The sequence below is a fragment of the Gordonia malaquae NBRC 108250 genome, assembly GCF_000344135.1.
Lineage (GTDB): Bacteria > Actinomycetota > Actinomycetes > Mycobacteriales > Mycobacteriaceae > Gordonia > Gordonia malaquae.
In genome coordinates this window covers 268,938-293,311 of sequence record NZ_BAOP01000004.1, presented here as the reverse complement: position 1 = coordinate 293,311, position 24,374 = coordinate 268,938, and the positions used below count along the sequence as shown (strand labels likewise).

Annotated in this window: 23 protein-coding genes and 1 tRNA gene; 10 read left to right on the top strand and 14 right to left on the bottom strand. The window is 66.3% G+C overall.

Annotation, left to right across the window (positions count from 1 at the left end; translation table 11 throughout):
• On the top strand, positions 1–455 hold a 455-nt coding region (locus tag GM1_RS04695; protein ID WP_008376954.1), incomplete at its 5' end, for an OPT/YSL family transporter.
• 56 nt (positions 456–511) lie between these two features.
• Here the strand turns inward: GM1_RS04695 and GM1_RS21500 are convergent.
• On the bottom strand, positions 512–2,227 hold the full coding sequence (locus GM1_RS21500) for a vWA domain-containing protein (RefSeq protein WP_052005308.1): 1,716 nt from the start codon (positions 2,225–2,227) through the stop codon (positions 512–514).
• Positions 2,228–2,305: 78 nt separating this feature from the next.
• Positions 2,306–3,031: a hypothetical protein gene (locus tag GM1_RS04685; RefSeq protein ID WP_223291389.1), complete on the bottom strand. Its 726-nt coding sequence runs from the start codon at positions 3,029–3,031 to the stop codon at positions 2,306–2,308.
• 99 nt (positions 3,032–3,130) lie between these two features.
• On the opposite strand from GM1_RS04685, the gene GM1_RS04680 reads away from it, so the two are divergent.
• From GM1_RS04680 to GM1_RS04660, 5 genes are all read left to right on the top strand, one after another.
• Positions 3,131–3,205: transfer RNA gene (locus tag GM1_RS04680), tRNA-Ile, on the top strand.
• A gap of 30 nt (positions 3,206–3,235) precedes the next feature.
• Positions 3,236–4,408 (top strand): sensor histidine kinase, encoded by a 1,173-nt coding sequence (locus GM1_RS04675; RefSeq protein ID WP_008376949.1) that lies wholly within the window; start codon positions 3,236–3,238, stop codon positions 4,406–4,408.
• A complete protein-coding gene (locus GM1_RS04670; protein ID WP_008376947.1) occupies positions 4,405–5,049 on the top strand; it encodes a response regulator transcription factor in 645 nt (214 codons plus the stop codon). The genes GM1_RS04675 and GM1_RS04670 overlap by 4 nt, the downstream gene beginning before the upstream one ends.
• Positions 5,050–5,170: 121 nt before the next feature.
• On the top strand, positions 5,171–5,929 hold the full coding sequence (locus GM1_RS04665; protein WP_008376946.1) for an ABC transporter ATP-binding protein: 759 nt from the start codon (positions 5,171–5,173) through the stop codon (positions 5,927–5,929).
• Entirely contained in the window at positions 5,926–7,302 is a 1,377-nt protein-coding gene (locus GM1_RS04660; protein WP_008376945.1) for an ABC transporter permease, read from the top strand. The genes GM1_RS04665 and GM1_RS04660 overlap by 4 nt, the downstream gene beginning before the upstream one ends.
• Before the next feature lie 71 nt (positions 7,303–7,373).
• Here the strand turns inward: GM1_RS04660 and GM1_RS04655 are convergent, their stop codons facing one another.
• Complete coding sequence (locus GM1_RS04655; RefSeq protein WP_008376944.1) at positions 7,374–9,047, bottom strand: MDR family MFS transporter; 1,674 nt, start codon at positions 9,045–9,047, stop codon at positions 7,374–7,376.
• Positions 9,044–9,634 carry a TetR/AcrR family transcriptional regulator gene (locus GM1_RS04650; RefSeq protein WP_008376941.1) on the bottom strand — a complete coding sequence of 197 codons (591 nt, stop codon included), beginning with the start codon at positions 9,632–9,634 and terminating at the stop codon, positions 9,044–9,046. The genes GM1_RS04655 and GM1_RS04650 overlap by 4 nt, the downstream gene beginning before the upstream one ends.
• 98 nt (positions 9,635–9,732) lie before the next feature.
• Between GM1_RS04650 and GM1_RS04645 the strand changes: the two genes are divergently transcribed.
• Complete coding sequence (locus tag GM1_RS04645) at positions 9,733–10,899, top strand: flavin-containing monooxygenase (RefSeq protein ID WP_052005307.1); 1,167 nt, start codon at positions 9,733–9,735, stop codon at positions 10,897–10,899.
• On the opposite strand, the gene GM1_RS04640 is transcribed toward GM1_RS04645, so the two are convergent.
• The 4 genes from GM1_RS04640 to GM1_RS04625 form a co-directional block, all read right to left on the bottom strand.
• Positions 10,868–11,656 (bottom strand): thioesterase family protein, encoded by a 789-nt coding sequence (locus tag GM1_RS04640; protein ID WP_008376938.1) that lies wholly within the window; start codon positions 11,654–11,656, stop codon positions 10,868–10,870. The two genes, GM1_RS04645 and GM1_RS04640, sit on opposite strands and share 32 nt — an antisense overlap.
• 103 nt (positions 11,657–11,759) lie before the next feature.
• The gene (locus GM1_RS04635) at positions 11,760–12,359 is read right to left on the bottom strand and encodes a TetR/AcrR family transcriptional regulator (RefSeq protein WP_008376937.1); all 600 of its coding nucleotides are present in this window, start codon (positions 12,357–12,359) and stop codon (positions 11,760–11,762) included.
• Between the two features lie 59 nt (positions 12,360–12,418).
• On the bottom strand, positions 12,419–12,679 hold the full coding sequence (locus GM1_RS04630; RefSeq protein ID WP_008376936.1) for a metal-sensitive transcriptional regulator: 261 nt from the start codon (positions 12,677–12,679) through the stop codon (positions 12,419–12,421).
• A 3-nt stretch (positions 12,680–12,682) separates the two neighbouring features.
• Positions 12,683–13,084, bottom strand: a complete 402-nt coding sequence (locus GM1_RS04625) for a DUF302 domain-containing protein (protein WP_008376935.1) — start codon at positions 13,082–13,084, stop codon at positions 12,683–12,685.
• Between the two features lie 115 nt (positions 13,085–13,199).
• Between GM1_RS04625 and GM1_RS04620 the strand changes: the two genes are divergently transcribed.
• Positions 13,200–15,350 (top strand): MMPL family transporter, encoded by a 2,151-nt coding sequence (locus tag GM1_RS04620; RefSeq protein WP_008376934.1) that lies wholly within the window; start codon positions 13,200–13,202, stop codon positions 15,348–15,350.
• Positions 15,351–15,366: 16 nt separating this feature from the next.
• On the opposite strand, the gene GM1_RS04615 is transcribed toward GM1_RS04620, so the two are convergent.
• The gene (locus GM1_RS04615; protein WP_008376933.1) at positions 15,367–15,861 is read right to left on the bottom strand and encodes an FBP domain-containing protein; all 495 of its coding nucleotides are present in this window, start codon (positions 15,859–15,861) and stop codon (positions 15,367–15,369) included.
• A gap of 552 nt (positions 15,862–16,413) precedes the next feature.
• Between GM1_RS04615 and GM1_RS04610 the strand changes: the two genes are divergently transcribed.
• Together GM1_RS04610 and GM1_RS04605 are read left to right on the top strand one after the other, a co-directional pair.
• A complete protein-coding gene (locus GM1_RS04610) occupies positions 16,414–17,610 on the top strand; it encodes a tyrosine-type recombinase/integrase (protein WP_008376932.1) in 1,197 nt (398 codons plus the stop codon).
• 267 nt (positions 17,611–17,877) lie between these two features.
• Positions 17,878–18,300, top strand: coding sequence for a hypothetical protein (locus GM1_RS04605; protein WP_008376931.1), 423 nt, complete (start codon positions 17,878–17,880; stop codon positions 18,298–18,300).
• A gap of 54 nt (positions 18,301–18,354) precedes the next feature.
• Here the strand turns inward: GM1_RS04605 and GM1_RS22255 are convergent, their stop codons facing one another.
• From GM1_RS22255 to GM1_RS04580, 5 genes are read right to left on the bottom strand one after another with little or no spacing between them, the layout of a single operon-like run.
• Positions 18,355–18,849 carry a hypothetical protein gene (locus GM1_RS22255; protein ID WP_008376930.1) on the bottom strand — a complete coding sequence of 165 codons (495 nt, stop codon included), beginning with the start codon at positions 18,847–18,849 and terminating at the stop codon, positions 18,355–18,357.
• A 3-nt stretch (positions 18,850–18,852) separates the two neighbouring features.
• On the bottom strand, positions 18,853–22,233 hold the full coding sequence (locus GM1_RS04595) for a hypothetical protein (protein ID WP_008376929.1): 3,381 nt from the start codon (positions 22,231–22,233) through the stop codon (positions 18,853–18,855).
• Positions 22,233–23,531 (bottom strand): relaxase/mobilization nuclease domain-containing protein, encoded by a 1,299-nt coding sequence (locus GM1_RS04590; RefSeq protein ID WP_008376928.1) that lies wholly within the window; start codon positions 23,529–23,531, stop codon positions 22,233–22,235. Before GM1_RS04590 ends, GM1_RS04595 begins: the two co-directional genes overlap by 1 nt.
• Positions 23,528–24,124, bottom strand: coding sequence for a hypothetical protein (locus GM1_RS21495; RefSeq protein WP_157435800.1), 597 nt, complete (start codon positions 24,122–24,124; stop codon positions 23,528–23,530). The genes GM1_RS04590 and GM1_RS21495 overlap by 4 nt, the downstream gene beginning before the upstream one ends.
• Positions 24,102–24,365, bottom strand: a complete 264-nt coding sequence (locus GM1_RS04580; protein ID WP_008376926.1) for a hypothetical protein — start codon at positions 24,363–24,365, stop codon at positions 24,102–24,104. The genes GM1_RS21495 and GM1_RS04580 overlap by 23 nt, the downstream gene beginning before the upstream one ends.
• Positions 24,366–24,374 lie beyond the last annotated feature (9 nt).

Below are 24,374 nucleotides of genomic sequence, written 5' to 3'. Positions count from 1 at the left end.
ACGGCCTCGGCGCCCTCATCGGCATCGCCGTGATCGTCGTCGACGAGACGCTGAAGCGCAGCACGTCGAGCATGCGTCTGCCCCCGCTCGCCGTCGGCATGGGCATGTACCTGCCGATGTCGCTGACCCTCACGATCCCCATCGGCGCGTTCATCGGGCGCTACTACGACTCGTGGGCCTCGCGTGCCGCAGTCGACGGCGACCGCAAGAAGCGACTGGGAATCCTCCTCGCCACCGGCCTCATCGTCGGCGAGAGCATCTACGGCGTGATCTTCGCGGGCATCGTCGCGGGCACGGGCAAGGAGGCGCCGCTGTCGATCGTCGGCGACGGATACGGCGACGGTGCTCAGCTCGTCGGCATCGCTGTGTTCGTGGCACTGGTCTTCGGCCTGTACCGCTACACCCAGCTGCGTTCCGAACGCGACTTCGCCGCTATGAGCGGCTCGCTGAAGTAGTTGCGGAGCGGCAACGGTCATGCGAGGTCGACAAGAGAACAAGCACAGTCGAGAGGTCACTCCGCCGCCGAGAAATACACCTTCTTGATCGGGACCGGAGTGGGAGCCCCCGTCTCGCCGTCGCCGTGGTACGCGGTCCACGTGGCCGCCGACTTGTCGAAGTATGTGCCGTTCCGACTGAACAGGAACGTGTACTTCGATCCGAGCCTGCACGAGTACGAGAACTCGAACCCACCCTCGGGCGGCTTCGGCCAGGCGCCGCCGTTTCGCGCCAGGCATCGGGTTCCGTCGGACAGTTCCACAGCCCACGGGACCGGGTCGGCAGACGGAGTGACATCGGGCAGTTCGTCAGCGCTGTATGACAAAGGCGACAGCACCGGGTCCCATGGATCACGCGAGCACAGCATCCATTGTGCTGTCTTCTTCCAGCACACCGCCCAGCCGTCGGCCGTCGTCCCGCACCGATAGAGTCCCTCCGTCCGAGCGCCGAGTGCGATCTGGCACGACTCCATGAAGTTCATGAACGTTCCGACGACGGACGGGGCCGACCGGAACCCGTTGATCGGTGTTCCCTTCTTGTCGACGGCGATCACGGTGACGACTTCGGTGGCGGGCCCGGACGGTGCGGGAGCGGGCTTGGATGCGGGCAGACAACCGCACAGGATCACTGTGGTGACGGTGCCGTCCTTGATCGACTTCCCGCCCTCGTAGCCGAGTCGGTATCCGGTCCGTCTGCCCTCGTCGGCCGGGAAGAGGGCAACACCGTCGGTGTCGCTCCACGGGTCGCCGTACAACTCGATCGCCCGAGTGCCCGGCGTTCCACGGGTGACTCCGTCGATGGTGATGCCCGCGCTTCCCGGCGGATCGCCGGGGGCGATCTCGACGAGCTTGTCGGCGCTGTCGAACGTATAGGTGCAGTCGCGCCAGACGTACACGGTGCGGTCGCCGTGCGACGTCGGCTGCGTTGGGAAGTCGGGGTTGGCCGCGCGGATGTCACTGAGGGCGTCACCGAGGGAGATGTCGCCGCGCGATGTGGTCGACAGTCGAGTCGCGGCGTCACGAGAGTTCTGTGCTGCGGTCAGGCGGGCGCTGAGCTGGGCGGCGTTGTCGGCGGTAACGAAGAGGCCGCCGCCGTTTTTGGCGACACACGCCAGCGACGGTGCATCGGTCCGGAACCCGACTGCGCTGACCGTCACGTCGGGTCGAGTCGTGTGGATCGCCTTCGCGGTCTCACAGGGATCCGGTGCACACGTGGGCTCACCGTCGGAGATGAGAACGATGGATGCCGGACCGGTGGACGGCAGCTGATCGACCGCTGTCTGCAGTGCGTTCCCGATCGGCGTGAACCCTTGCGCGCGGATCGAAGCGAGCTGTGCTGACACGGATGTCGCAGTGAGCGGGCCGAGCGGAATCGCGGTGACGACGTCGGTGCAGCCGCGTCGTCGAGGTGTCCCTTCGGCCGGGAGGGTTGAGCCGAACGTGACCACGCCGAAGTCGGTCTCGGGTGGGAGCGCGGTGCTGAGGTCGACCGTCGCCTTCTTCGCCGCGTCGATGCGGGGCCCGGGTGCGTCGGCGGTGTTCATCGAGTCGGATGCGTCGAGCACCACGATCGTGGGGATCGGCTGGGGTGTGACCTGGCTGTCATCCGACGTCGCACGGGTGGCGGTGCCATCGATCGGTGAGGGCGAGCAGCCCGTGAGAACGAGGCTCACGATCGCGGTGAGGAAGACGACCGTTGAAGCCGGTCGCGTGATCGCTGAGAATCGGCGCATTCGGCGACCGTAGCGCCGTAGTCGACGTGCTGTGCCGTGATCCGGCGTGGATTCGTCGTATCGGTCGACTCGGCTCCGCTACGGGCAGGCGCGCGTGAGGCCGATGGACGGGAGGAAGAAATACGTTGTTCCTCCGCGTTTGACGGTCCCGTACACAGCACACAGCACGACCCCGGAACCGGTGTCGACGACGCCGCCGCGGACCCCGTTCGACGGCACGATGCTCAGCACCTTCTTGAGGCGGGAGACGGTCGCATCGAACACGACGTCGGGGATCGGTGCTGAACGTGCGCGGCGGCCGACGGCGTCGATGACGGTGTCGGTGAGCCCGCCGAGAGGCGAACCGAGACCACCGCGCAACGATTCGAGATTGAACCACGCGACGTGGACACCCGACTTGTCGCCGAAATCGGCGAACACCCCGACGGGAAGGAAGCCGTAGAGGATCTCACCGCGTTTGACCGCGTTCACGCTCACGTTAGCGACGGTCAAATTGCCGATTCCGGGTGTGTACGGTCCGGCGACGGCCCCGCCGACTGCGACGGGCAAGGTGAGGTCGAGACTCAGGCCGACGGTCGGTGTGAACGTGGTGATGCCGAGCTGGCGGAGGAGTCGATTCGCGCCCTCCACGCCGTCGACGGGGGTGGGGGCCGCCTGGGCGGAGATCGGATTGAGCGCGAGTGCGGCATCGATGGCGCGGGCACCGGGCGCAGTGATCGCATCCGCGGCACGGCCGACGATCTGTGTCGACTGCGACACGGCGGAAGTCACACGGTCTCGGCCACGGGCGACGATGGAGGTCACCGGCAAACGATACAACGAACATTGGCACGGTGCGGTCTCTGGCGATCAGGGTCACATCCGACGTCAGACTGGTTCCGACGACTGGGTAGGCTCTTCTTCGCCCCGTTAGCCAAGTTGGTTAAGGCCCCGCTCTCATAAAGCGGTCATTCGTCGGTTCGAGCCCGACACGGGGCACTCCACGACGTAGGGCAGGGGAGGGCCGGGATGCGAGACCCGCTGGCTGCCCCCGCCCTACGTCCGAGTTCGATGTTCTTCGATGTCTGCACGGCGCTTGTCGGCGGACTGATCGCGCTGGCCAATTTCGAGATGTCCACCGCGATTCACCTCGCGGATGCGCTGATCTGCGCGTCGCTCGCTCTGCGCCGGATCTCACCGAGTCTGATGATGGTCACCGCGGTGGTGTCGGCGACGATCCAGGTGGTGTCGCTGGAGGTGTCGGCGCTGTCGTTGGCCTACACCGTCCTGTTCTTCACAGTCGGCGGGCATCCGGATCGACGCGTCCGGCGGGGCTCCCTGGTGGTCGCGCTCGTCGGCTCGGTCGTCGCAGGTTTCACCATTCCGCGGGCATTTCCGTCGGGCATTGCCGACCCGGAACCCGGCAACCTCATCTGGGGAGCGCTGTTCGCGTCCGCGGGCGCGGCGTTGTTCGTCGTCGGCGGATGGGTGACCGGATTCATCGGCTACCAACGCCGCACGGTCGCCGCCGCCGAGGTCAGTGAGACGATAGCCGAACTCGAGCGCCGACGTGTTCTGGATCTGTACGACGAGCAGGCCGAACGCTCGCGTTTGGCCCGGGACATGCACGACGTGGTCGCGCATTCATTGGCCGTGGTGGTTGCGCAGGCCGAGGGCGCCAGGTACACCCTGGACGCCAATCCCGAGGCCGCGCGCGATGCGCTCGGAGTCATTGCGGACACGGCGCGAGAAGCCCTCTCCGACGTGCGATCAGTCCTCGAAGAGCTGCGCAGCACGTCGACCGCCGAAGAGATCAGCCGGTCCGATCGTGAGCAGTTGTTCACTCGGATGCGTGCGGCGGGCATGGCGATCGTCGCCACCGACGACGGCGATGTGGCCGACGTCGGTCCGGCCGCGACCCGCGCCGCGTTCGGTGTGCTCACCGAGGCGTTGACCAACGCGCTCAAGTACGGCGACCTGGCCCGTCCGGTGACGGTCCACCACGACTGGTCGCAGGGCTGCACGCTGACCGTGCGCAACACCCTCTCCGACGACCCGCTAGCGCCTGGTGGAGCCCACCACGGGATCATCGGCATGACGGAACGAGCCGCGCACGCAGGCGGCACACTGCGCTCCGCACGTGACGGCGACGACTGGCTCGTCGTCCTGAACATCCCGAACCAGGAAGGACTGCCGAGATGATCCGCGTCGCCCTCGTCGACGATCAGCCGCTGTTCCGCGGAGGCATCGCGATGATCCTCGAGAGTCAGGCCGACATCGAGGTGGTCGCCCAGGAGTCGTCGGCACTCGACTTGCTGGCGATGGTCGAACGCGATGCACCAGACGTGATCCTCATGGACGTCCGCATGCCTGGAGTGGACGGGATCACCGCCACCTCGTCACTGGTCCGCGAACTCGGCGAGTCCGCTCCTCGGGTGCTCGTTCTGACGACGTTCGATGTCGATGAGGCGGCCGCCTCTGCAATTGAGGCGGGAGCGAGCGGCTTCGTCCTCAAAGATGCGCAGCCCGACTTCCTGCTGGCTGCGGTCCGGGCCGTCGCGGACGGCAGCCAAGTGGTCGCCGCATCGGCTACACGACGCCTGTTCGAACGGCATCGAGCTCGCGCCGCGTCGACCCCCGGACCCGAATACAACGACCTCACGCCCCGTGAACGCGAGATCCTGATCCGCGCGGCGCGCGGCCTGTCGAACGCCGAGATCGCAGCAGCCGAGTTCCTCTCGGAGGCGACGGTGAAGACGCACATCTCGCGGATCCTGTCGAAGCTGACTCTGCGCGATCGTGTGCAACTCGTGGTGTACGCGTACGAGCACGACCTGGTCTGATCGCGCCTGTCGACGGCCGCGTGTACATCGTGAGATGTACACGCCCACATCCTCGGGGACGACGTGATCGGGTACTCGTGGCTGATGTGTAAGGCCTGGTCACGGCCATAACGTTGGTGTCATGACAAACACCGACAACACCGTGGCAGTGGCCATGCGCAATGTGTCCAGGACGTACGGCGACCCGGCCAATCCGATCCACGCGCTCCGCGACGTGAGCGTGGACATCCGGCGCCGCGAGTTCACCGCGATCATGGGGCCCTCGGGCTCGGGCAAGTCGACGATGATGAACGTGATGGCCGGCCTCGACGAGGCCACCTCCGGTCAGATCTGGCTCGGCCACAACCCGATCGTCGGCATCGGCGACACCGCCCGCACCATCCTCCGCCGCACCAACATCGGCTTCATCTTCCAGTCGTTCAACCTCGTCCCGACACTCACCGCCGACGAGAACATCCGACTGCCGTTCGTTCTGGCGGGCCGCAAGCCGACTGCCGAGCAGGAGGCCTGGATCGCCCACCTGGTCACCTCACTCGGCATCCGTGAGCGCCTCGGTCACCTGCCGTCGGAGCTGTCGGGCGGCCAGCAGCAGCGTGTCGCCATCGTTCGTGCGCTGGCCGGGCGTCCCACGATCATCCTGGCGGACGAGCCGACGGGTGCACTCGACACGCGGACCAGCCGTGAGGTGCTCACCCTGCTGACCACGGCGGCCCGCGAGTACGGACAGGGCATCGCGATGGTCACCCACGATCCGGTGGCGGCGTCGTACGCCGATCGAATCCTGGTGCTCGCAGACGGCCGCATCGTGGGGGAGTACCGCGGTCTCGATCCGCGGCAGATCTCTGATCTCCTCATCAACCTGCAAGGAGCTGCGGCATGAAGGCCACGAGTTCCCGCCTGACGGTCGGGTCGATGCGCGAACTGTCGGCGATCGGCGTCGTCTGCGGACTGAGCGCGATGTACGCGACCGCGCTGGTGTGCGCGTCGAGCATTCTCGGCACTCTCTCGGAGGCGAAGGGCGGCAGCGCAGGCGCCGCGCTCGGCATCGTCTCGTCGGTGTTCATCCTGATCGCGCTGTTCGTGGCGGGCGTTGTCATCAGCAACGGAGTCGACACCGTCATCGCAGGCCGACGGCGGGAACTGAGTCTCCTGCGTCTGGTCGGCGCCAGCAGCAAGCAGCTGCGTGCCAGCCTGATGAACGCGGTCACCAAGATCGCCGCGGTCGGCGCCGTCGCCGGGGTGCTGCTGGGAGTCGCGACGACGTGGATCACCCGAGTGATCTTGGTGAACCGCGGCGCTCTCGACGATCTCGATTACCGCGTGTTCCCGCCGCTGGCCGTCATGGGGGCGTTCGCCGTGGTGGCGACCGCAGTGGGGGCGACCCTTGTCGGCACCCGCAGCGCCCTGTCGTCGGCCTCCGTTGTGCGCTCCACCCGAGCCGTTCGATCCTGGTTCCGCGACCTGGTGGCCGCACTCGGCATAGGCGGCGGCGTGGTCATCCTGGTCGCTGCCTGCTACCTCGGTGAGGAGGGCTCGCAGGCGGGGTTCTTCGCAGCGTTCTTCGGATCGGCGGTTCTCGCTGTCGGAATCATGATGGGCGCGGGTCGGATCGTCCCGGCGCTTGTCGCGGGTGTCGGTCGCCTCGTCGGGGCGTCACCGTCCGCGGTCATCGCCCGCAAGAACGCCGTCGCCGACCCTCAGCGGACCACCCGTTCGACGATCGGGTTGCTGATCGGAGTCACGCTCGTCACCACCATCGCCAGCGGCATGCGCTCGGTGCGTGAGTCGGTGACCGCTTGGGAGGGCATGACTCCGAAGGAAGTGCAGGAAGCTCAGCAGATCCTGTCGGTGATGTCGTCGGTCCTCATCGCGATGATCGCGATCTCAGCGGTGATCGCCGCTGTCGGCTTCGTCTCCACGATGTCGTTGACGGTGATCGGCCGGACTCGCGAGATCGGCATGCTGCGGGCGATGGGCTTCACCGCGAAGCAGATCCGGTCGATGATCACCCTCGAATCCGTCGCTCTGAGCGGCACCGCCGTCGCCACCGGACTGGTACTGGGCATCGTGCTCGGCGCTGTCGGCGCCCAGTCGTTGATCGGCTTCATGACCGAAGGATTCCCGATCGGGCTCCCGCTGCCCGCGCTCGTGGCGATCGTCGTCGGAACCGTCGCGCTGGTCATCGTCGCGTCGCTGCCGCCGAGTCGACGCGCGGTCGCGATCGCGCCGGTCGACGCACTGGCCGTCGCCTGACCGGACAGACCACCGCGGCCGCCGAGGGGATGCCCCCCCCCGGCGGCCGCGGTATGTCGTGGGTGTGGCTGCTAGACGTCCGCGCGTTCGCGGGCCTTCGTGAGCGATGACCGCACAGCGGTGTCCGACTCGCGGGAGGGAACATCGAACGGCTCGGGAAGCACTTGCCCTTCGCCGACGCCTTCGACCTCTGCGACGTCACGCACCTTGGTCGACAGCGGCTTCTCGTCGACGAACAGCAGGACGATCAGTGCGGCGACGGCCAATGGGACGAAGAACAGGAAGATCGGGAGCAGCGCGTCGTTGTACGACTCGATGATCGGAATCCGGATCTGATCGGGCAGAGAGTTGACTGCTGCCGGGGTCAGGTCGTTCCGGCCGCTCGATCCGCCTGCCGCCGCTCCCGTCCCGCCGAGGCGCTCGCTGAGCAGATCGACGAGACGGGACGCGAAGATCGAGCCGACGATGGCCGAGCCGAGGGTCGCGCCGACCTGCCGGAAGTAGTTGTTCGCCGCGGTCGCGGTGCCGACGAGAGCCCCGGGGAACTCGTTCTGCACGATCAGAGTGAGCACCTGCATCGCGAGGCCCAGGCCGATGCCGAAGACGGCGAGGTACACGCACATCAGCCAGGTCGGCGTGTCGACGTGCATGGTCGACAGCAACGCGAGGGCGATGCCGATGATCACCGAACCGACCAGTGGGAACACCTTGTAGCGGCCGGTGCGCGAAATGATCTGACCGGACGCGATCGAGGTGATGAGCAGTCCACCCATCATCGGGATCATGTACAGGCCCGCCACGGTGGCGTCGACGCCGGTGACCATCTGAATGTACGTCGGCATGTAACCGAGCGCGCCGAACATCGTGATGCCGACCATGAGTGCGGCGATGGTGACGAGCGTGAAGTTGCGGTTGGAGAACAGTTGCATCGGGATGATCGGCGTCTGAGCTCGTTTCTCGACGAACACGAACGCAACGGCGAGGACGACGGATGCGACACCGAGGCCGATGATCTGCGGGCTCGCCCAGTCGTAGGTGTGTCCGCCCCAGGTGCACATCAGCACAAGTGCGGTGGTCGCGGCGGCGATGAGTGCCATGCCCGTGTAGTCGAGCTTGGGGCGTTCGGAGTGCTGCGGCTTGGGCAGGCGCATGAAGACGATCGTCGCGGCGATGGCGAGAGCACCAAGCGGGACGTTGAGCCAGAACGCCCAGCGCCATCCGGGGCCCTCGGTGAGCCAACCGCCGAGCAATGGACCCGCGACGGATGCGACAGCGAACACCGCGCCCATGAATCCCATGTACTTTCCACGGTCACGCGGCGAGACGACATCTGCGATAGCGGCCTGCGACAGGATCATGAGGCCGCCGCCGCCGAGGCCTTGGATCACACGGCCGACGATCAGCCAGGTGATGTCGCCTGCGAGGGCTCCGACGATCGACCCTGCGATGAACAGGACGATCGCGGTGAGGATCACCGGTTTGCGTCCGAGGAGGTCGCTGATGCGCCCGTACACGGGCATGACGATGGTGCTCGCAAGGATGTACGAGGTGATGACCCACGTCATCTGATCGACGCCGTGGAGTTCGCCGACAATCGTGGGGAGGGCCGTCGACAGGACGGTCTGGTTGAGCGCAGCGAGCAGCATCGTGATCATCAATCCGATGAACAGCAGAATGATGTTCTTCTGCGACATCGAGCTCTCGCCCGGCGTCTGGGACGCCTGCGTGGTCTCGGGTGTGGTCATGTGAGGTCCTTCAAGGTGGTTCGGAAGAGCTCGACGGCGGCGGTCAGAGCCGGGGAGTCCGGGTCGTCGACGATGTCGGGGTCGAGTGTGTAGGCGTAGCGGAGGACAGCGGATCCGACCATGACGAGCGCCGTGGCACGCGCGGCGTCGTCGGCGTCGAAGCGTTCGGACAACGCTTCCGCCAGGAGCTCTTGAGACGCGATGTGGTGCTGTCCACCGCGTGCCCTCAGCTCCGGGATGGACTTGACCAGCGCACGGCGCACCGGCTCGTCTGTGCGGACGTGTCGGACGCTGCTCGCGACCGCGTGCACGACCAGCGTGGCCTTCTTCAACTGGTCCGGACCGTCGAGTAGTCCGTCGAGGGCCTCGAACGGGACCGTCGCAGGTCCCGCGCCGAGGACGGCGTCCTCCTTGGTGGGGAAGTAGTTGAAGAACGTGCGACGGGAGACGCCCGCGCGGTCGGCGATGTTGGCGACCGTCGCTGCCGTGAACCCTTCGTCGCGGACGAGGTCGATCGCCGCGTCGTGGATGCGCTGCAGCGTCTCGGCTCGTTGCCGTTCCCGTAGTCCTCCGTGTGTTTCTTGCACTAGTGCATCATTGCATGGGTGCAACTATTGCACCAGTGAATGTGACCCACGAGACTCGGATGGAATGCTTGACCTGTGATGCGACGTTGGCACTGGATATGACAGAGTCGGGACATGCGCAGGCCTTCGATGTGCGGCACCGTCGAGTGGTGGTGATCGGCGCCGGTCAGGCCGGGTTGTCGGCGGCGCATTTCCTCCAGCGTGCCGGCCTCGTCGCCGGAGTCGATTTCGAAGTGCTCGACGCCAATCCGACCGCGGGCGGCGCGTGGAGCCATCGATGGGACGCGCTGACGTTCGACCGAGTCAACGGTCTCCACGACCTACCCGAATCGGAGCTGGGTGACGTCGATCCGCGCGAGCCCGCGCGCGAAGTGATCAAGCGCTATTACAGCCGCTACGAGACGGAGAATGGACTGTCGGTCGACCGACCCTGGCGTGTTCGGTCGGTCACCAGGATCGATGACGGCGCCTCCAGAGTAAGGCCGGTCGAACGTTACGAGGTCACGGCGGAGCATCCGGACGGTCGGACTGCGGTCTACCGCGCGGGCGCAGTCATATCGGGTACCGGAACGTGGGACCACCCGTACGTGCCGTGGTACCCGGGCGCATTCGGTGGTCGACAGCTGACCACGCGCGACTTCACGTCGCCGGCTGATTTTGTGGGCCGCCGAGTGCTGGTCGTCGGAGGCGGCATCTCTGCGGTCCAGTTTCTGCAGATGCTCGACGAAGCCGGTGTCGACACGCTGTGGTCGACGCGGACGCCGCCGCGGTGGCGGGAGGCTCCGTTCGACCCGATGTGGGGCCTTGATGTCGAGAACAGCGTCGCTGCGCGGACCAGAGCGGGTCTGCGGCCGCTGAGTGTCGTCGCCGCAACGGGGCTTCCGCTCACCGCCGAGGGGCGTGCCGATGTGGAACGTGGGCTGCTCGTGTCACGCGGGGCCATCGCTGCGCTCACCGACGACGGGGTCGATTTCGCCGACGGCACCCACGAATCAGTGGACGTGATCCTCTGGGCCACCGGTTTCCGGGCGGCGCTCAGTCACCTCGCGCCGCTGGGAATCCGCGACCCGGCCGGTGGCGTGGTCATGGCAGACGACGACGTGAGCGTCATCGTGTCACCGGGTCTGTTTCTCGTCGGCTACGGCAGAAGTGCGTCGACGCTGGGCGCCACTCGTGCCGGACGCCGTGCGGCGCGAGCCGCTGTCCGTGCGACCGATGTCAGTGCAACCGATGTCAGGGAGCCCGCAGAGTCAGTGACTGGTTGAGAGCGCCGAAGGGCCCCGACTCGTCGTGGAGGACGCTAGACGTCAGCCCGATTCCGTTGGGGCCGAACGATACCGACGTGTCGAAGCCGACCCACTCGCCGTGCGGTTCGCGGAACACGTGTGCGGTGAGGTCGAGGTTCGGGTAGGCGAGTTTCGTCGGATCCATACGGGCCGACATGCCGTTCGCGATGTCGAACATCCGGGTGGCGTGTGACAGCGGCCGGACGGTCTCGGTGTCCACGAGACGATGCGGAGACCGCGCCCATACCGTTCCGCGACCGGGTTCTCGGAGGAGCCGTCGAACCTCCGCGGATGCGATGTATCCGCCCCGCCACATCTGCGAGGCATCCCATGGCTCGTGTGCGTCGACCGGGGGAATCGGGTCGAAGGCGGTGCCCGCGACGGATGACGTGTCGGAGGGGGTGGTGAGCCAGGCGCGCAGGCGGACGATCACTCGGCCGTCGTACGAGAGGGTGCCTTCGACGAGTTCGATGGTCCGACCCGGCCGGATCACCTCGGCTGCGAGGTCGACCTCGCCGATCGGCATGATCCCGAGGATGTCGAAGGAGAGTCTGCTGATCACCAGGTCGCCCCGGCGTGCCGCATGATCGGTTTCGACCACATGCGTGAGCAGCCCGAGCGGCGCCGCGATGTGCTGCTCGTCCAACGACCACGCGCCCTGCACGTGATTCGTCGCCCGATACCGACCGTCGCCGAGGGCGTGGAAGTAGGGCTCGACGTCGCTGTTCCCGGTCATGGTTCGGAGCCTATCGACCTGAATGCCAATTTATCAACCCTGAGGTCGAAAATGTGGAGACGCCACCGCGGCGACGTGACCGCCGCCCGACGCACTGACCTGATCAGACGAACAGACGGAGTGCCGCGTCGACAACGGCGTCGCGTTGGCGGCGGTCGGCGTCGGACGTCGGGTCGAGCCACAGGGAGGCGTGATTGAGCATCCCGTGGAGACAGTGCAGGGCCACTGCCGGGTCGGCGGTGGTGAACTCGCCGCTCGCGACGCCTGCGTCGACGACGTCGCGGAAGATCGTGTCGTGTGTGCGCCGCATCGCCTTGATCGCGGTCGCATGCTCGGCGGGCCATGGGGCCGGGAAGGAGAAGATCGCCCCGACTTCGGGGTAGTCGACTGTCAGAATGTCGAGCTGAGTGTCGACCAGCACGCGGAAGCGGGCCGTCGCCGGCGCTCCGTTCAAGGGTTCCAGGGCCGTGCTCAGTCGACCGACGACGTCGTCGGTCAGCTTGGCCAATGCTTCGGCGACCAGCTGATCCTTGCTGGGGAAGTAGTAGTAGAGGCTGGCTTTGGCGATGTCTGCACGTTCGGCGACGTCTTCGAAGCGCATGCCGTGATATCCGTGCGCCGACAGCAGTGCGAGGGCCGCCTGGATCATCTCGGCCTTGCGCCGGTCGCGGCGTCGCGACGTGCGGTCGGTCGGTGTGCTCACCGGTCAACGGTGACACATCTCCCGCCGACAGTGTCGAACAGGTAGTGAGGATCGGCCTGTCACGCGAACGACAGGAACAGCCTTTCCAGCTTCTCCTTGTCGACGTTCTCGGGACCTTCGGTGATCAAGCAGTGTTCCAGGCCGGTGGCGACCATGGTGTATCCGCTGCGACGAAGTGCCTTGTCGACCGCGGCCAACTGGGTGAGTGCGTCCTCGCACTCGGCACCCTCCTCGAGCATGCGAATGACGCTCGCGAGGTGGCCGTGTGCTCGACGCAGGCGGGTGAGGATCGGTTTGAGGTCTTCGTCGGGAAGCTGCATCTTTCAGGCTCCTTCGGTGAGTGCGGCGAGGACTCCGGAGAGTCGCTCCTTCGCATCCGCGGCGATCGGTCCGAGTTCGGCGGTGCCGGTGAAGTCCTCCATGACGGACGGATCCATGATCTCCACCAATGAACTGTCGGGGCCGTCGGCGGAGACGACGACGTTGCACGGGAGCAGCGCGGCGACACGAGGATCGGCGGCCAGGGCCTGGTGTGCCAGTTGGGGGCGGCATGCGCCGAGGATGATCTTCGGTTCGACGTCGACGTCGAGCTTGGCCTTCAGCGTCGCTTTGATGTCGATCTCGGTGAGGACGCCGAATCCGGCGTCGGCGAGAGCTTCGCGAACGCGCGCGACGGTTTCGGCGTACTGCGCGGCGACGGTCGTGGACATGGTGAAGGCAGTCATCTTCTCGGCTCCTCTGCTCGGCTGGCTGGTGTGCTCCGCTCCAGTATTGCATAACCCCCTAGGGGGATGCTAGCTTCGCCTTCGAATAACCCCCATGGGGGATAAGGAGAGATGGATGACGACAATAGAAACGACCTCGACACTCGCGGACGAAGGCCGGCGTCGCGGACGCCTCGGTGCACTCGGCCTGTGGGTGGCCGCCCATCGACGCATCGTCACGTGGGGCTGGGTGCTGCTGATCGTGGTGCTCGGCGCCTTCGCCCCGATGGTCGAGAAGAACCTGTCTGGAGCGGGCTGGCAGGCGAACGGGTCGGAGTCGGTTCAGGTACGAGAGCTCGCGATTGACCACTTCGGCGGCAATGCATCGTCGGCGATCCAGGTGGTCATCCATTCGGAAGAACCGCTCGGCTCAGACGCGGAGAGGCAGGTGATCGACGGGGTCGTCGCGCGATTGCAGGCCGACGACCGGATCGGGGAGGTCCTGCGTCCGGTCGCGGGCGCAACTCTGTCCGCGGACGGGCGCACGGCGATCGTCATCGGCGGCGCACGCGCGAGCACGGACGACATGGTCAGGGCCGCGACAGCCCTCACGCCCGACCTGCAGGCCATGTCGACGGAGTTGATCACGGTCGCGGCCACGGGTGCGTCGGTTCTCTGGTCGGATTTCAACGCCGCGAACCTCGATGCGATGCTGACGTCGGAGATGATCTCGTGGCCCGTCACGCTGCTCATCTTGGTGATCGCGTTCGGGGCGGTCGTCGCGGCGGGGCTGCCACTGCTGTTGACGCTCGCCGGGCTGGTCTCGGCCGCCGGAGTCCTTGTGCTTGTGAACTTTGTTGTCCCCGTGTCGATCTGGGCGATGAACTTCGCGATGATGTTCGCGCTTGCACTCGGCATCGACTACGCGCTGTTCCTGGTCGTCCGTTTCCGAGCGGCTCTCGCGTCGGATGCGACGTCAACTGCCGATGCGATTGCGCGAACGATGGACACTGCGGGCAAGGCGGTGTTGCTGTCAGGAGTCACCGTCCTCGTGTCATTGTCGGCGGTCATGCTCGTCCCCTCGCCGTCGTTCCGATCGATGGCGGGCGGCGTGATGATCTCCGTGGTCTTCGTTCTCGCCGCGACCTTGACCTTGCTGCCGCTAGTCCTGGCCAAACTCGGAGATCGCGTCAACGGTCTCGCCTTGCCGTGGGCGAAGCTCGACCGACACCGGTCGCCGATCTTCGAGCGATGGGCACAGATGCTGTGGCGTCGACCGCTTCGGTTGGGCGGTGCCGCGTTCGTGCTGTTGGTCGCGCTGGCGATTCCGGCGTTGTCGTTGACCACCGCGATGCCGTCGATCAAAGTGTTGCCGGACGACGCGAGTGCTCGCCAGGGCTACCAGCTGGTTCAGGACGCGTTCGGTGACGGTGCCCCGGGCATGCTGCAGGTGATCGTCCCGACCTCGGACGCCGACGCCGCGTCGGCCGTCATATCGTCGGACAGGGGAGTGGTGGCGGTGATGCCGCGTGCAGTTCCGGCGGACGGCTCCGATCTCAGGCTGATTCAGGCGGTTCCCGCCGTGGATCCCTCGTCGTCGGACCTGGCCGACGTCGTCGATCGCCTTCGGGGGGATCTTCCGGATTCCGCCGTTGTCGGCGGCGCCGCCGTGGAGAACCTCGATCTTGCCGCTCAGCTCGACGAGAGTCTGCCGCTGGTGATCGGGGTGATACTGGTGCTCGGGTTCCTGGTTCTGCTCGTCGCGCTGCAGGCCCCGTTGATCGCGTTGCTCGGCACCGTGGTCAGCCTGCTGTCGACGGCGGCGGCCTTCGGCGTCGCCAAGCTGGTGTTCCAGGACGGCCTGGGCGCGAGCCTCTTCGGTTTCGAATCGCAGGGGTTCCTCGATGCCTGGGCGCCGGTGTTCTTCTTCGCGATGATCTTCGCGATCGCGATGGACTACACGGTGTTCCTGTTGGCCTCGGCGAAAGAGCACTGGGAGAAGTCCGGTTCGGCACGCGAGGCGATGGTCGAATCGCTGGCTCGGTCGGGTCGAGTGATCTTCGCGGCCGGCGCTGTGATGGTCGCCGTGTTCTTCACGTTCTCGCTCTCGGGGCCACTGCCTCCGAAGGAGATGGGCGTGGTGCTCGGTTCGGCTGTCCTCCTGGACGCGTTCGTCGTGCGCCTGGTGCTCCTGCCGGTGATCCTGCGCGTGACGGGCCGCGCGGCGTGGTGGTCGCCGCGCGGCCTGCGACGGGTGCTTCCGTCGGTCACGTTTGCACACGACTGACGTCGGCAGGCGCCGGTCAGTCCTGCGTCGACAGGACCTCGGCGACGAAGGCCTCGACGCGTCGCGTCATCTCGTCGACCTGCATTCCACGGATCATGTCGAGGTCGGTGCCTTTGTGATAGGCGGGCGGCAGCTTGCGGGCGTGCTTCGGGCACCCGAAGTCTTCGCACACCAGGGCGCCGATGGTGTCGCCGCGTCGGCCGCGCGACCCGGTGCGGCGCGTGGTGTAGAGAACGGCGTCTTGTGAGAGGTCGACGTCCCGGCACCACGCGCACATCGCACGACGCGATGGCTTCGCCTCGGCGCGCGTCAGGATGAGTGCAACGAGCTCGTCGTCGAGTTCAACGACGATGTACGCCCGGCGAGGAATCTTGCGGTCGCGCCAACCGTAGAACTCCCGTCGAGAGAAGTCGACGTCGTCGAAGTCGAGCGGAAAGGTGACCCGCGCGAGTTCGCTCTTCGTGGTGCCGCGGAATGCGGACAGGATCTGCTTCTGGGTGGGGGTGCGCATTGAATGCAACCGTTCGTGAGGTGCGCGTGCCGTCCGGCTGTCGCGCGAGTGAATGAGGATACCGTTCAGCAGCCGATCACGCGGATCGGCTGCGGGGCGCGGTCATCTCGACTCGGCGCTGAACGCGCCGGAGTCCTCCTGCACTCGAATGGTCACGGTGCCCAGGCTATGCCTGTCGGCAGCTCGCAGCAAACGGATTCTCGTATCAGGCAAACGGGCCCGCGTAAGGTTCCCCGATTCTGCATCAATTCGACAGATATGGTCGTATGCGCGGTAATTCGGGGAACCTTACGCGGCCCGCGCCAAGAAGCGTCGTTCCCGGGGGACGTTCTTGCAGCGCTTTTCCTCAGTCGAGGGCGCAGACAGCAGAAAACCCGCTGCGCAAGCAGCGGGTTTTGTGTGCTCCCCCAACTGGACTCGAATCAATCATGGGGGGTATGGTCGTGGTAGTGAATATGCAGGTCAGAGGGTTTTGGAAGCCGCAAGTTACCGGAAGAATCGGCAACTTATGGCATGCTGGACCCCACGCTGACCCCACGACGGGAGTAATTCATGGCTAGGAAGCCACCGGAAGCGTTCGGAGAGATCGAGAAGTTGCCCAGCGGGCGATACCGGGCCCGGTACACCGGACCGGACGGCAAACGGCACAAGGCACCATGGACATTCGCCGGGAAGGGCGAAGCGCGCTCATGGCTCGCCGGACCGGCCGCCGATATTGCGGCGGGTCGATGGGTCCACCCCGACGAGCTGGCCAAGCAGAAGGAAGCCGCAGCGGCCGAGGCAGCGCGGAAATCCGTCACCGTCGGCGATTACGCCGAGCAATGGATCACCCGGCGGGTCAACGCGGGCAAGCTCGGAGCTCGCGCCGCATATGACTACCGGAACATGTGGCGGGGACCGGAACCGAAACGACCCGGACACCGGGCGAAACCTGCTGGACGGCTGCACATTTGGTCCGATGTGCCGATCGGTGACGTCACCCGGCAAGCGGTGGACGCATGGCACGACGACCAATTGGCCAGCGGAAAATTGACGATGGTCGCTCGGGTCTACGACCACTTGCGCACGGTCATGGCCGACGCCGAGGACCGCGAGGTGATCGACAAGAACCCGTGCCGGATCAAGGGGGCATCCAAGCTGGCCACCGGCCGCAAGCGGATACCGCCGACCGACGACGAGCTGGCCACCGTGATCGAGGCGATGCCAACGCATCTGCGGTCGCTGGTGGTCACCGCCGCCGCGACCGGGTTGCGGTTCGGAGAACTCACCGCTCTTCGTGGCCACGACTTCGAGGTCGAGCACGACACCGATGGTGCGGTCGTGTGCGTCCGGGTCACCGTCGATGCCGCCGTCACATATGTTCCCGGCGTTGGCCACGGCGACAAGGCCCCGAAGTCGGCCGCCGGTGTCCGGTCGGTGCCGGTGTACGGAGCCGACGCGCTGGTGATCGCAGCGCACCTGGAATCCATCGGTGACGACGACCTGCTGTGGAGCAACGCGGCGGGAACCGGCGCGCTGAGCCACGCATCGTTCACGTGGCATTGGGACAAGGCCCGCCGGGTCGCCGGTCGGCCCGACCTGGAACTCCATAGCCTCCGGCACTACCACGGCACCAGGTACGCCCAGCTCAGCGGAGCGACCTTGGCGGAAATCATGGCTCGGCTCGGGCATAGTTCGGTCGATGCCGCGATGCGATACCAGCACGCGGGCACCCGCGACGACGAGCTTGCCCGTCGGGCGGCTCGGTAGTCTGGTCACCGAGACGAATGAGACCCCGCACCAATCGGTGCGGGGTCTCTGGTTTCCTCGCAGGGGCGGCCCATCGGCCGGCCACTCCTTCGTCGCGGCAGGCCGATGGATTGGCGAGTGTTGCGGCGATGTGGACGTCACGTCGAGTCGACGATGGACAGCGAAGGCCCCCGGCGGGGAGCGGTGAGCCGGTGGCGATTCGATAGACGTGGTGGAAGAGGCGACTAGGACGCAAGGTTTGTCGGTCCTGGTGGCTACGATGCCGGTATGAACCGGAACGAGACGATCCGAACACTGTGGGCCACCGCTGAAGTCCTAGAGGTGATTCACGCACGTCTCCAGGACCGTCGTCGTTACGGTGCATCGCCTCAGCTCGACGCCGAGCTGGCCAGGCTCAAACAGCGATTCGTCGCCGTCGGCGGAACCATCGTCCCCGAACACCTGCGGGATCTAGACAACGTCGTGCGGCTGGTCACGGAGATCGAGGCGGGTCGAGCCGTCGACGTGCCGAGTGCAATCGCATCGTTGCACCGGCAGCAGGAAGCGGAGCGCGACGCCGAGCATGAGCGGCGGATGCAGCGCATCGCGGCCGACGGCCAACATCAGGCGAACCTCATGATGCACAGCTCGATGCTCGCCGAGGGGCGACGCACCCGGCGTGTGTTGCGCGCCCCGTGGCGAAAGCACTGACCAGCACGAACAAGGCCCGGAACCATTACGGTTCCGGGCCTTTGTTTACCGGGATCACCCGAGTTGCGGACCGCGATCAGGGCCGGACGAACGCCGTTCAGCGGCGGTGGCCAGCCGGTCCGGGGCCACGGCGGCGGCGTCGACACCTGCGGCCTCAGGAGACGCAGCCCAACTCGTTTCCAGGTTCTCACCCTTGAGAAGGTCATGAGCGTCTGCGGCGTCGACGCCGTCGAGCGCGCCGCCGGGGATCAGCGAGCCCCGGCCCCGTTCATCGCGCAGCTCCGCGAATCGGTCGATCGCCGCTTGACCCTCACGGGTCTTGGCGCGGCGCATCCATGCGATGAACAGTGTGGTGGGAATGCCGATCATCGGGTTCTCGGCTGCGAAACTCGTTGACTGCGTGAATAAGTGGTCAAAGTTCTGGCGCGTCTGCTGGTGGACCGCCTCGGCCTCCCGTTGCCCCTGTTCAGCGGCCCGCTCGTCAGCTTTGAGTTTTTCCAAGCGTTGAGCATTGCGCTCGTGGATGTTCCTCGGTCGTCCGGTCGTCATTTCCTAACCTTCTTTCTTCTTCGGGCCGGTCCCGGATTGGACCAGCCATGTTCGGCGGGGCCGCTGGCCGCCGCTGATCTTCGACGTCACCACCCCGGCGGCCGTGGAGGCCATGACCGTCCGGGCGACCGATCGGTCGTCGCCGACGGCGGTCTCGGAGGTCGGCACCTCACCGAGCACCTTGGGCGTGGCCACGGGAGACGGTGTCGGCGCGGTCGGCTCGTCGGACGACGGGGCCGTGGTGGGCATCGCCGTCAGGCCTTCGGACTTCACGCGACCGGCCAGAGCCTCGACACCCATCAGGCTGCCCGAGGCCTGCCGAGCAGCCGTCGACGACAGCTCGATGCCGTTCGCATCGATCATCGGTTGGCCGTCAGCGTCCAGGATCGTGCCGTCGGAGTTGAACCCGCCGATGTCGCCGGAGTCGATCGGGTTGCCGTCGGCACCGATCACCTCATTGCCTCCCGGGGCGTCCATCAGGTGACCGCTCGAGGAGTCGATCGGCACGAACGAGTCCAGCCCCATCGGGGTCCCGGCCTTGCTCATCACCGGGTTACCGGCGGCGTCGACCATGCGACCGTCCGGGTCAACGCTCATCGAGCCGTCGCCGTTGGTACCGGGCGCACCGTCGGCGGGAGCAGCGACCTGGCCACGGGCATCGCCGCCGTTCATCGGGGGTGCATCGTCGGGGTTGCCGCCGTCTCCCGACACGTCGCCGGAACCGGCATCGCCGCCACCGTCGAGCTGCGAACCCATCAGCATCGACTGCGCGCCCATCGACACGCCTCGGCCGATGCCCTGGCGCAGCGCACCGGGCTGTGCCGGTGCCATCGCCGACGGCGCGTCGGTGGCCAGGAAGCGATTGACGAGGTTGGTCGCGCCCTGGTCGATCGAATCGAGCAGCCCACGGCGCAGGCGCATCGCCATGATCGTGAATACGACCACGCCGATCGTGCCGACGAGAGTCGCCAGCAACGCCGCAATACCCAAACCCGTCGACGAACCCAGGTCCACGATTCCACCGTGGAACCGTGAGGTCAGCGGCTTCTCCAGGATCGAGGGCACCAGCAGGATCAGCTCCTGCACCAGCTTGTACAGGAACAACGTTCCCAACACTTCAAGCAAGAGCGCAGCGGTGTAGATCGCGACCTTGGCCACGCCCGAGATCAGGCCGACGCTCGCCGCCAGCACCGAGCCCATCAGGTGGAACCCGCGCTTGATCGTGCTGAACATCATCGCCAGCGCGTAGCCGAAGCCGATCACCACGAACGATGCCAACACACTCAGTGCGGAAACGAAATACAACATTCCCGCAGGTCCAGCGCCTACGGCGGTGACCGACGCGTGATTTGTGCGCGAGTACGAGTTCAGCGTCTGCTCGGGGCTGAAGGTTTCCATCGACGTCGGACCGAACGCGGCGTTCAAGAAGTTGTACATGGACACGATGCTCAGGTTGCACGGGATCAGGGGTGATTTACCCGTCGTCCAATCGCTCGGCACCACGCCACCGCCAAGGGCGTCGAGCGCGCAATCGGGATCGTCTTCGCCCGCGTGGAAACTCCACACAGCGCCGTCGCGATACGCTTTCATACCGCCATACGTGTTATCGATCTGTGCGAGCGGATTACGCAGCGCGGCAACGTCTCTCGCAGTCATGGACGCCAACGCCGACGGCGTAGACAATTCGTTGAACCATTCCAGGACGTCGGTGGCGGGCACGGCGGCAAGCGCACCCTTGACCTCCGACTCGAAGCCCGACGCACTGACCGTCGAGCCCTTGGCGTACCGCATCAGGAGATCGCGGGTGGCATCGAAGCCGACCAGAGCTTCACCCACAGGCACACGGTTGCCGGTCGTGTTGGTCCCGTCGGCGTTCTGCTGCTGGTTCCCAGCGACCTGTGATCCCCAGTTGTAATCGAAGCCGGTTCCTGAAAGCGCTGACGCCCAACGGTTCTCACGCATCGACTTGAAATTCTGATTGTTCGTCGAATTGATCTCCAACGCGCTCACACGCACGGCGGCGTCCGAAGCGCCGGTTGGGGCGTGCTTGTCGAGATCCCACGTCAAGCTCTGATTGCCCGGAGGGGACAGCCGGGAATTACTCACCCACGATTCGAAGTCGACAAGGGTGCTCAACACGATCTTGGTGGACGCCCCGCGAGCGCCGGAGGCATCAGCGCTGGACATCGAGGTCAGAGCCGCCGTGTACAGCCCGCCGAAGACAGGCAACCCCGCAGCCAGGAAGACCACCACGATGATGACCTTCTTGGCCTTGCCCCCGGTGCCCGCCTGCTTGAGGAACACCGCAGCGAAACCGAGGGTGATCAACAGGATCGGAACCACCAACATCCAGCCAATATTGATCAGGACCGAGTAGATCTTGCCGAAGGCCTCCTGCAGCCCTGCGAAGCCTCCCTCGGGCTCGCCCTCGACCGGATCGCCCAGCTCGCCCTTGGCGCCGTCGCCGTACTCGCCGGTGATCGCATCCACCATGAACCTGAACGGGTTCAGGAACTGCAGTGCCTCGAGCACCGAGTCGAACAGCGTGTCCAGGAAGCCGGTGCCCATGTAGGCCAGCAGGAGCGCGTAGCCGCGAGGCTCCTGGGCCGTCAGGAGCCCGGAGACGCCCGTGTCCGGGGACACCGCGGTATCGAGGCCCAGACCGGTGAGGGTCGCGCCGTAGGTCAGATACCCCTGCGTGCCCACATCAGGGGCCGACCCATCGATCGCACCCTCACCGACCACGGTTTCGGGCGGGACGTCCCGGTCGAATGCCCTGTACTGGATCTGGGCCGCGTTGGCGGAGTTGCCCCGGCCGAACAACCACTCGTTGCTCTCACCCTTGGCCGCATCGAGCGCCCCGACGAAACCTCCGGCCATGCCGGGGGAACTCAGAAGCGGAGCCCAGGCGTCGAGACCCGTGGACGCCTCAGCACCGCCATCGGCGGCCGGAGACAACGCGTTGACGTAGAACGCGGTCAGCGAGGCGCTGATACGGCCGAGAGTGAGCGTGGCCATCTGCTCGGCCTGCTCGGTGGTCTGCTCGTCCTTCTCCTCGTCCTTCTCACCGAAGCCCTCGTCGGCCATGCACTCGATGAAGTCCTTCTCGTCGGCGCGCAGCGGCTCGGTCGGCCCGCCCTCGGCGCACGTTGACGCGGCCTTCCACAGTTCCTCAGCGTCATCACCACAGGGCGCGTCGTCGGGACCGTCGCGGTCCATACACAAGACCGCGAGCTGGTCCTCGACGAGCGACTGGTAGGCGGCCGGGACGGTGGCGCGGGCCGTGGCCGTGGCCGGGTCGGCCATCGCCGTCCCGACCCCCCACGGCACCACGAGGACGGCCAGGAGCGCCAGGACGGCGGCGGCGGTGGTGCGAATCGTCATTACGCGCCCTTCTGACGGGAGTGGGTGCGGGATCGGGACCGACGGGACGAGGCGGCAGCGGCGAGACGGCTGGCCACGTCGCCGACAGCGTCGTCGACCAACATCGCCTCGATTGCGTCGCGCTCGGCGTCGCGGTCTACCGACGGCGAGGTCGCCCGTCCGGCATCAGGTCCCCGCGCAGCACGCCTTCCAGGAGCGCCTTCATCCTCGCGTCCTGCGCCGCCTTCTCGGCCTCGGTCGTCTCCAGGCCGCCGCTGGCCACGAACCGCCGGTACGCGCTCATCTCCGGCTGGTTCGGCGTCGAGGGCTTCGAGGTCGAAGTCGTCGGTGTCGGCTTCGGTTCCGGTGTCGGTACCGACACCCCGGTCGGCGGGGCCGGTTCCGGTTCCGGCTTCGGTGCCGACTCCTGTGCTTTCAAATCGTCCAAGATGCCCATCGCTGATCTCCTTCTCTCGTTCTTCCTCGTCGCGTTCACGGACCGCCTGGGCGGCCCGCTGCGCGTGGTAATTGAAAATCTCCTGTGCACCGTCGGCGGTGAACTCCGGTGTCAGGCCGCTGGACTTTTTGCGGCCGAGCTTGCCGGTGTCGGTGCGCCGCATTTTGTAGCTCCACCCGTCGCGGTCGGTGACCGCGAGCGTCACATCGCGTTCGGCGAGAACCTCCTCGAAGTGCTCCCGGTCGACTGAGCGCGGATCACGCAACGCGGCGGCCACACGGTCACCGAGCACCTGCTCGAAACCACCGGCCGTGAAGTCCTCCCGGCGCTGAATCCAAGCGGGCTTCTCCCGTTCGGGGTCCGGGAGAACCCGCAGGCCCTCGGACTCCATCAGCTCGTCATTGAGCTGCCGGAGACCGTTCTTCCAACTCGTGTAGCGCTGGATCGATTGCCCCGTGAGGTCGTCATGGTTCACGACGTAGATGTGCGCATGAGCGTGACCGCCGTCAGCGTCATCGTGAACCACGACCGCGTAGCCCGCCGAGTGCATTCGCTTCACCAGCCTCTCGCCCACGGCGGCGACGCGATCCAAGTGTTCCGGGTTGGTCACGTCGAACTCGTCGGGGTGGAACGCGAGCGTGTACGTGTGCAAATGAATCTTGCGGCCGTGCCCCTCGGCGGCCGCGACGATCACGTCGCGGACCGCCGGGGTGGCCAAGTCACCGAACGAGCTACGGAAAGCTGCAACACGACTGGTTCCGGCGGCCAGGTGCAACATCTTCTGCGTACCGCTGTCGCCGTAGAAGGCGTAATCGATCGAACTCGCGCCCGACTTCGATGCCTTGTACTTGATAATGCTCACAGACGCGTCTCATCTCCGAAGGTCACACGCATGGTGTCGACCTTCTCGATTGCTTCGGCGATCAGTTCCGCATGTGTTTCGTCGGCGAGCGCGGTCGCCGCCGCGAACAGCTTCTCGCGCAGTTCCTCGTCGAGCTGACCGCTGCCCTTGAGCCTTTCGTACACGGCATCGAGGACCTTGAACCCGTGGTTCCGCCGCCGCTGCTCCTGGTTCAGTGCGACGCCGACGCCACGCAATTGCGTGACGACCCCGGCGCGCTCCGGGTCAGGCTGCCGCGCCGCTTCGCGGTGCAGCGCCGCGACGTCGGCGCGGCCGACGTCCAGCGCGTCGCGGATCACCGCCCGCGCCCAGCCGGAGGACTTCACGCCGAGCGACCGGGCGCGTGCCGCGACCTCGAGCTTCTCCGAGCGGCGGAGCCGCACGTCCAAGCTCGTGTCCAGGCGATCCGCGCCCGCGTTCCCGCGCCGGACAAAAGAAACGTCAACAGAGTAATTGTCGGACACGGCTTCGCCGCGCCCGCCAATCACTGTCGACTCCGTCCTCGCTTCGCTGCGGGCGGAGGGGGTGGCGCTACTCGCCATGATGACCACCACCCCAAGTCGCTTCGGTGGTCTGTTCCCGTGTCTCGTCCGGGGTCGATTCCGGAGGGAAAAGCTCATCGCGGATGAGCTTGAACTCGGCGGTGAACGACTCACGGCCTTCGCCGATCTTCGAGTGCAGGCGCTTACCGATCTTGGTCGCTTCGCGAGCCTCCTTCGCCCGCTGCTTCTTCTTCAGCTCGGCGACGCGAGCCTGAGCGTCGGCGAGCAGTTCATCGAGGTTCTTCGTTGCCATGTTCTTCTC

What these genes read in the sequence shown, in the direction of transcription:
- GM1_RS21500 (WP_052005308.1), bottom strand. Translation starts at nt 2,227, where the DNA reads ATGCGCCGATTCTCAGCGATCACGCGACCGGCTTCAACGGTCGTCTTC.
- GM1_RS04675 (WP_008376949.1), top strand. Translation starts at nt 3,236, where the DNA reads ATGCGAGACCCGCTGGCTGCCCCCGCCCTACGTCCGAGTTCGATGTTC.
- GM1_RS04670 (WP_008376947.1), top strand. Translation starts at nt 4,405, where the DNA reads ATGATCCGCGTCGCCCTCGTCGACGATCAGCCGCTGTTCCGCGGAGGC.
- GM1_RS04665 (WP_008376946.1), top strand. Translation starts at nt 5,171, where the DNA reads ATGACAAACACCGACAACACCGTGGCAGTGGCCATGCGCAATGTGTCC.
- GM1_RS04660 (WP_008376945.1), top strand. Translation starts at nt 5,926, where the DNA reads ATGAAGGCCACGAGTTCCCGCCTGACGGTCGGGTCGATGCGCGAACTG.
- GM1_RS04655 (WP_008376944.1), bottom strand. Translation starts at nt 9,047, where the DNA reads ATGACCACACCCGAGACCACGCAGGCGTCCCAGACGCCGGGCGAGAGC.
- GM1_RS04645 (WP_052005307.1), top strand. Translation starts at nt 9,733, where the DNA reads ATGACAGAGTCGGGACATGCGCAGGCCTTCGATGTGCGGCACCGTCGA.
- GM1_RS04640 (WP_008376938.1), bottom strand. Translation starts at nt 11,656, where the DNA reads ATGACCGGGAACAGCGACGTCGAGCCCTACTTCCACGCCCTCGGCGAC.
- GM1_RS04630 (WP_008376936.1), bottom strand. Translation starts at nt 12,679, where the DNA reads ATGCAGCTTCCCGACGAAGACCTCAAACCGATCCTCACCCGCCTGCGT.
- GM1_RS04625 (WP_008376935.1), bottom strand. Translation starts at nt 13,084, where the DNA reads ATGACTGCCTTCACCATGTCCACGACCGTCGCCGCGCAGTACGCCGAA.
- GM1_RS04620 (WP_008376934.1), top strand. Translation starts at nt 13,200, where the DNA reads ATGACGACAATAGAAACGACCTCGACACTCGCGGACGAAGGCCGGCGT.
- GM1_RS04615 (WP_008376933.1), bottom strand. Translation starts at nt 15,861, where the DNA reads ATGCGCACCCCCACCCAGAAGCAGATCCTGTCCGCATTCCGCGGCACC.
- GM1_RS04610 (WP_008376932.1), top strand. Translation starts at nt 16,414, where the DNA reads ATGGCTAGGAAGCCACCGGAAGCGTTCGGAGAGATCGAGAAGTTGCCC.
- GM1_RS04605 (WP_008376931.1), top strand. Translation starts at nt 17,878, where the DNA reads ATGAACCGGAACGAGACGATCCGAACACTGTGGGCCACCGCTGAAGTC.
- GM1_RS22255 (WP_008376930.1), bottom strand. Translation starts at nt 18,849, where the DNA reads ATGACGACCGGACGACCGAGGAACATCCACGAGCGCAATGCTCAACGC.
- GM1_RS04595 (WP_008376929.1), bottom strand. Translation starts at nt 22,233, where the DNA reads ATGACGATTCGCACCACCGCCGCCGCCGTCCTGGCGCTCCTGGCCGTC.
- GM1_RS04580 (WP_008376926.1), bottom strand. Translation starts at nt 24,365, where the DNA reads ATGGCAACGAAGAACCTCGATGAACTGCTCGCCGACGCTCAGGCTCGC.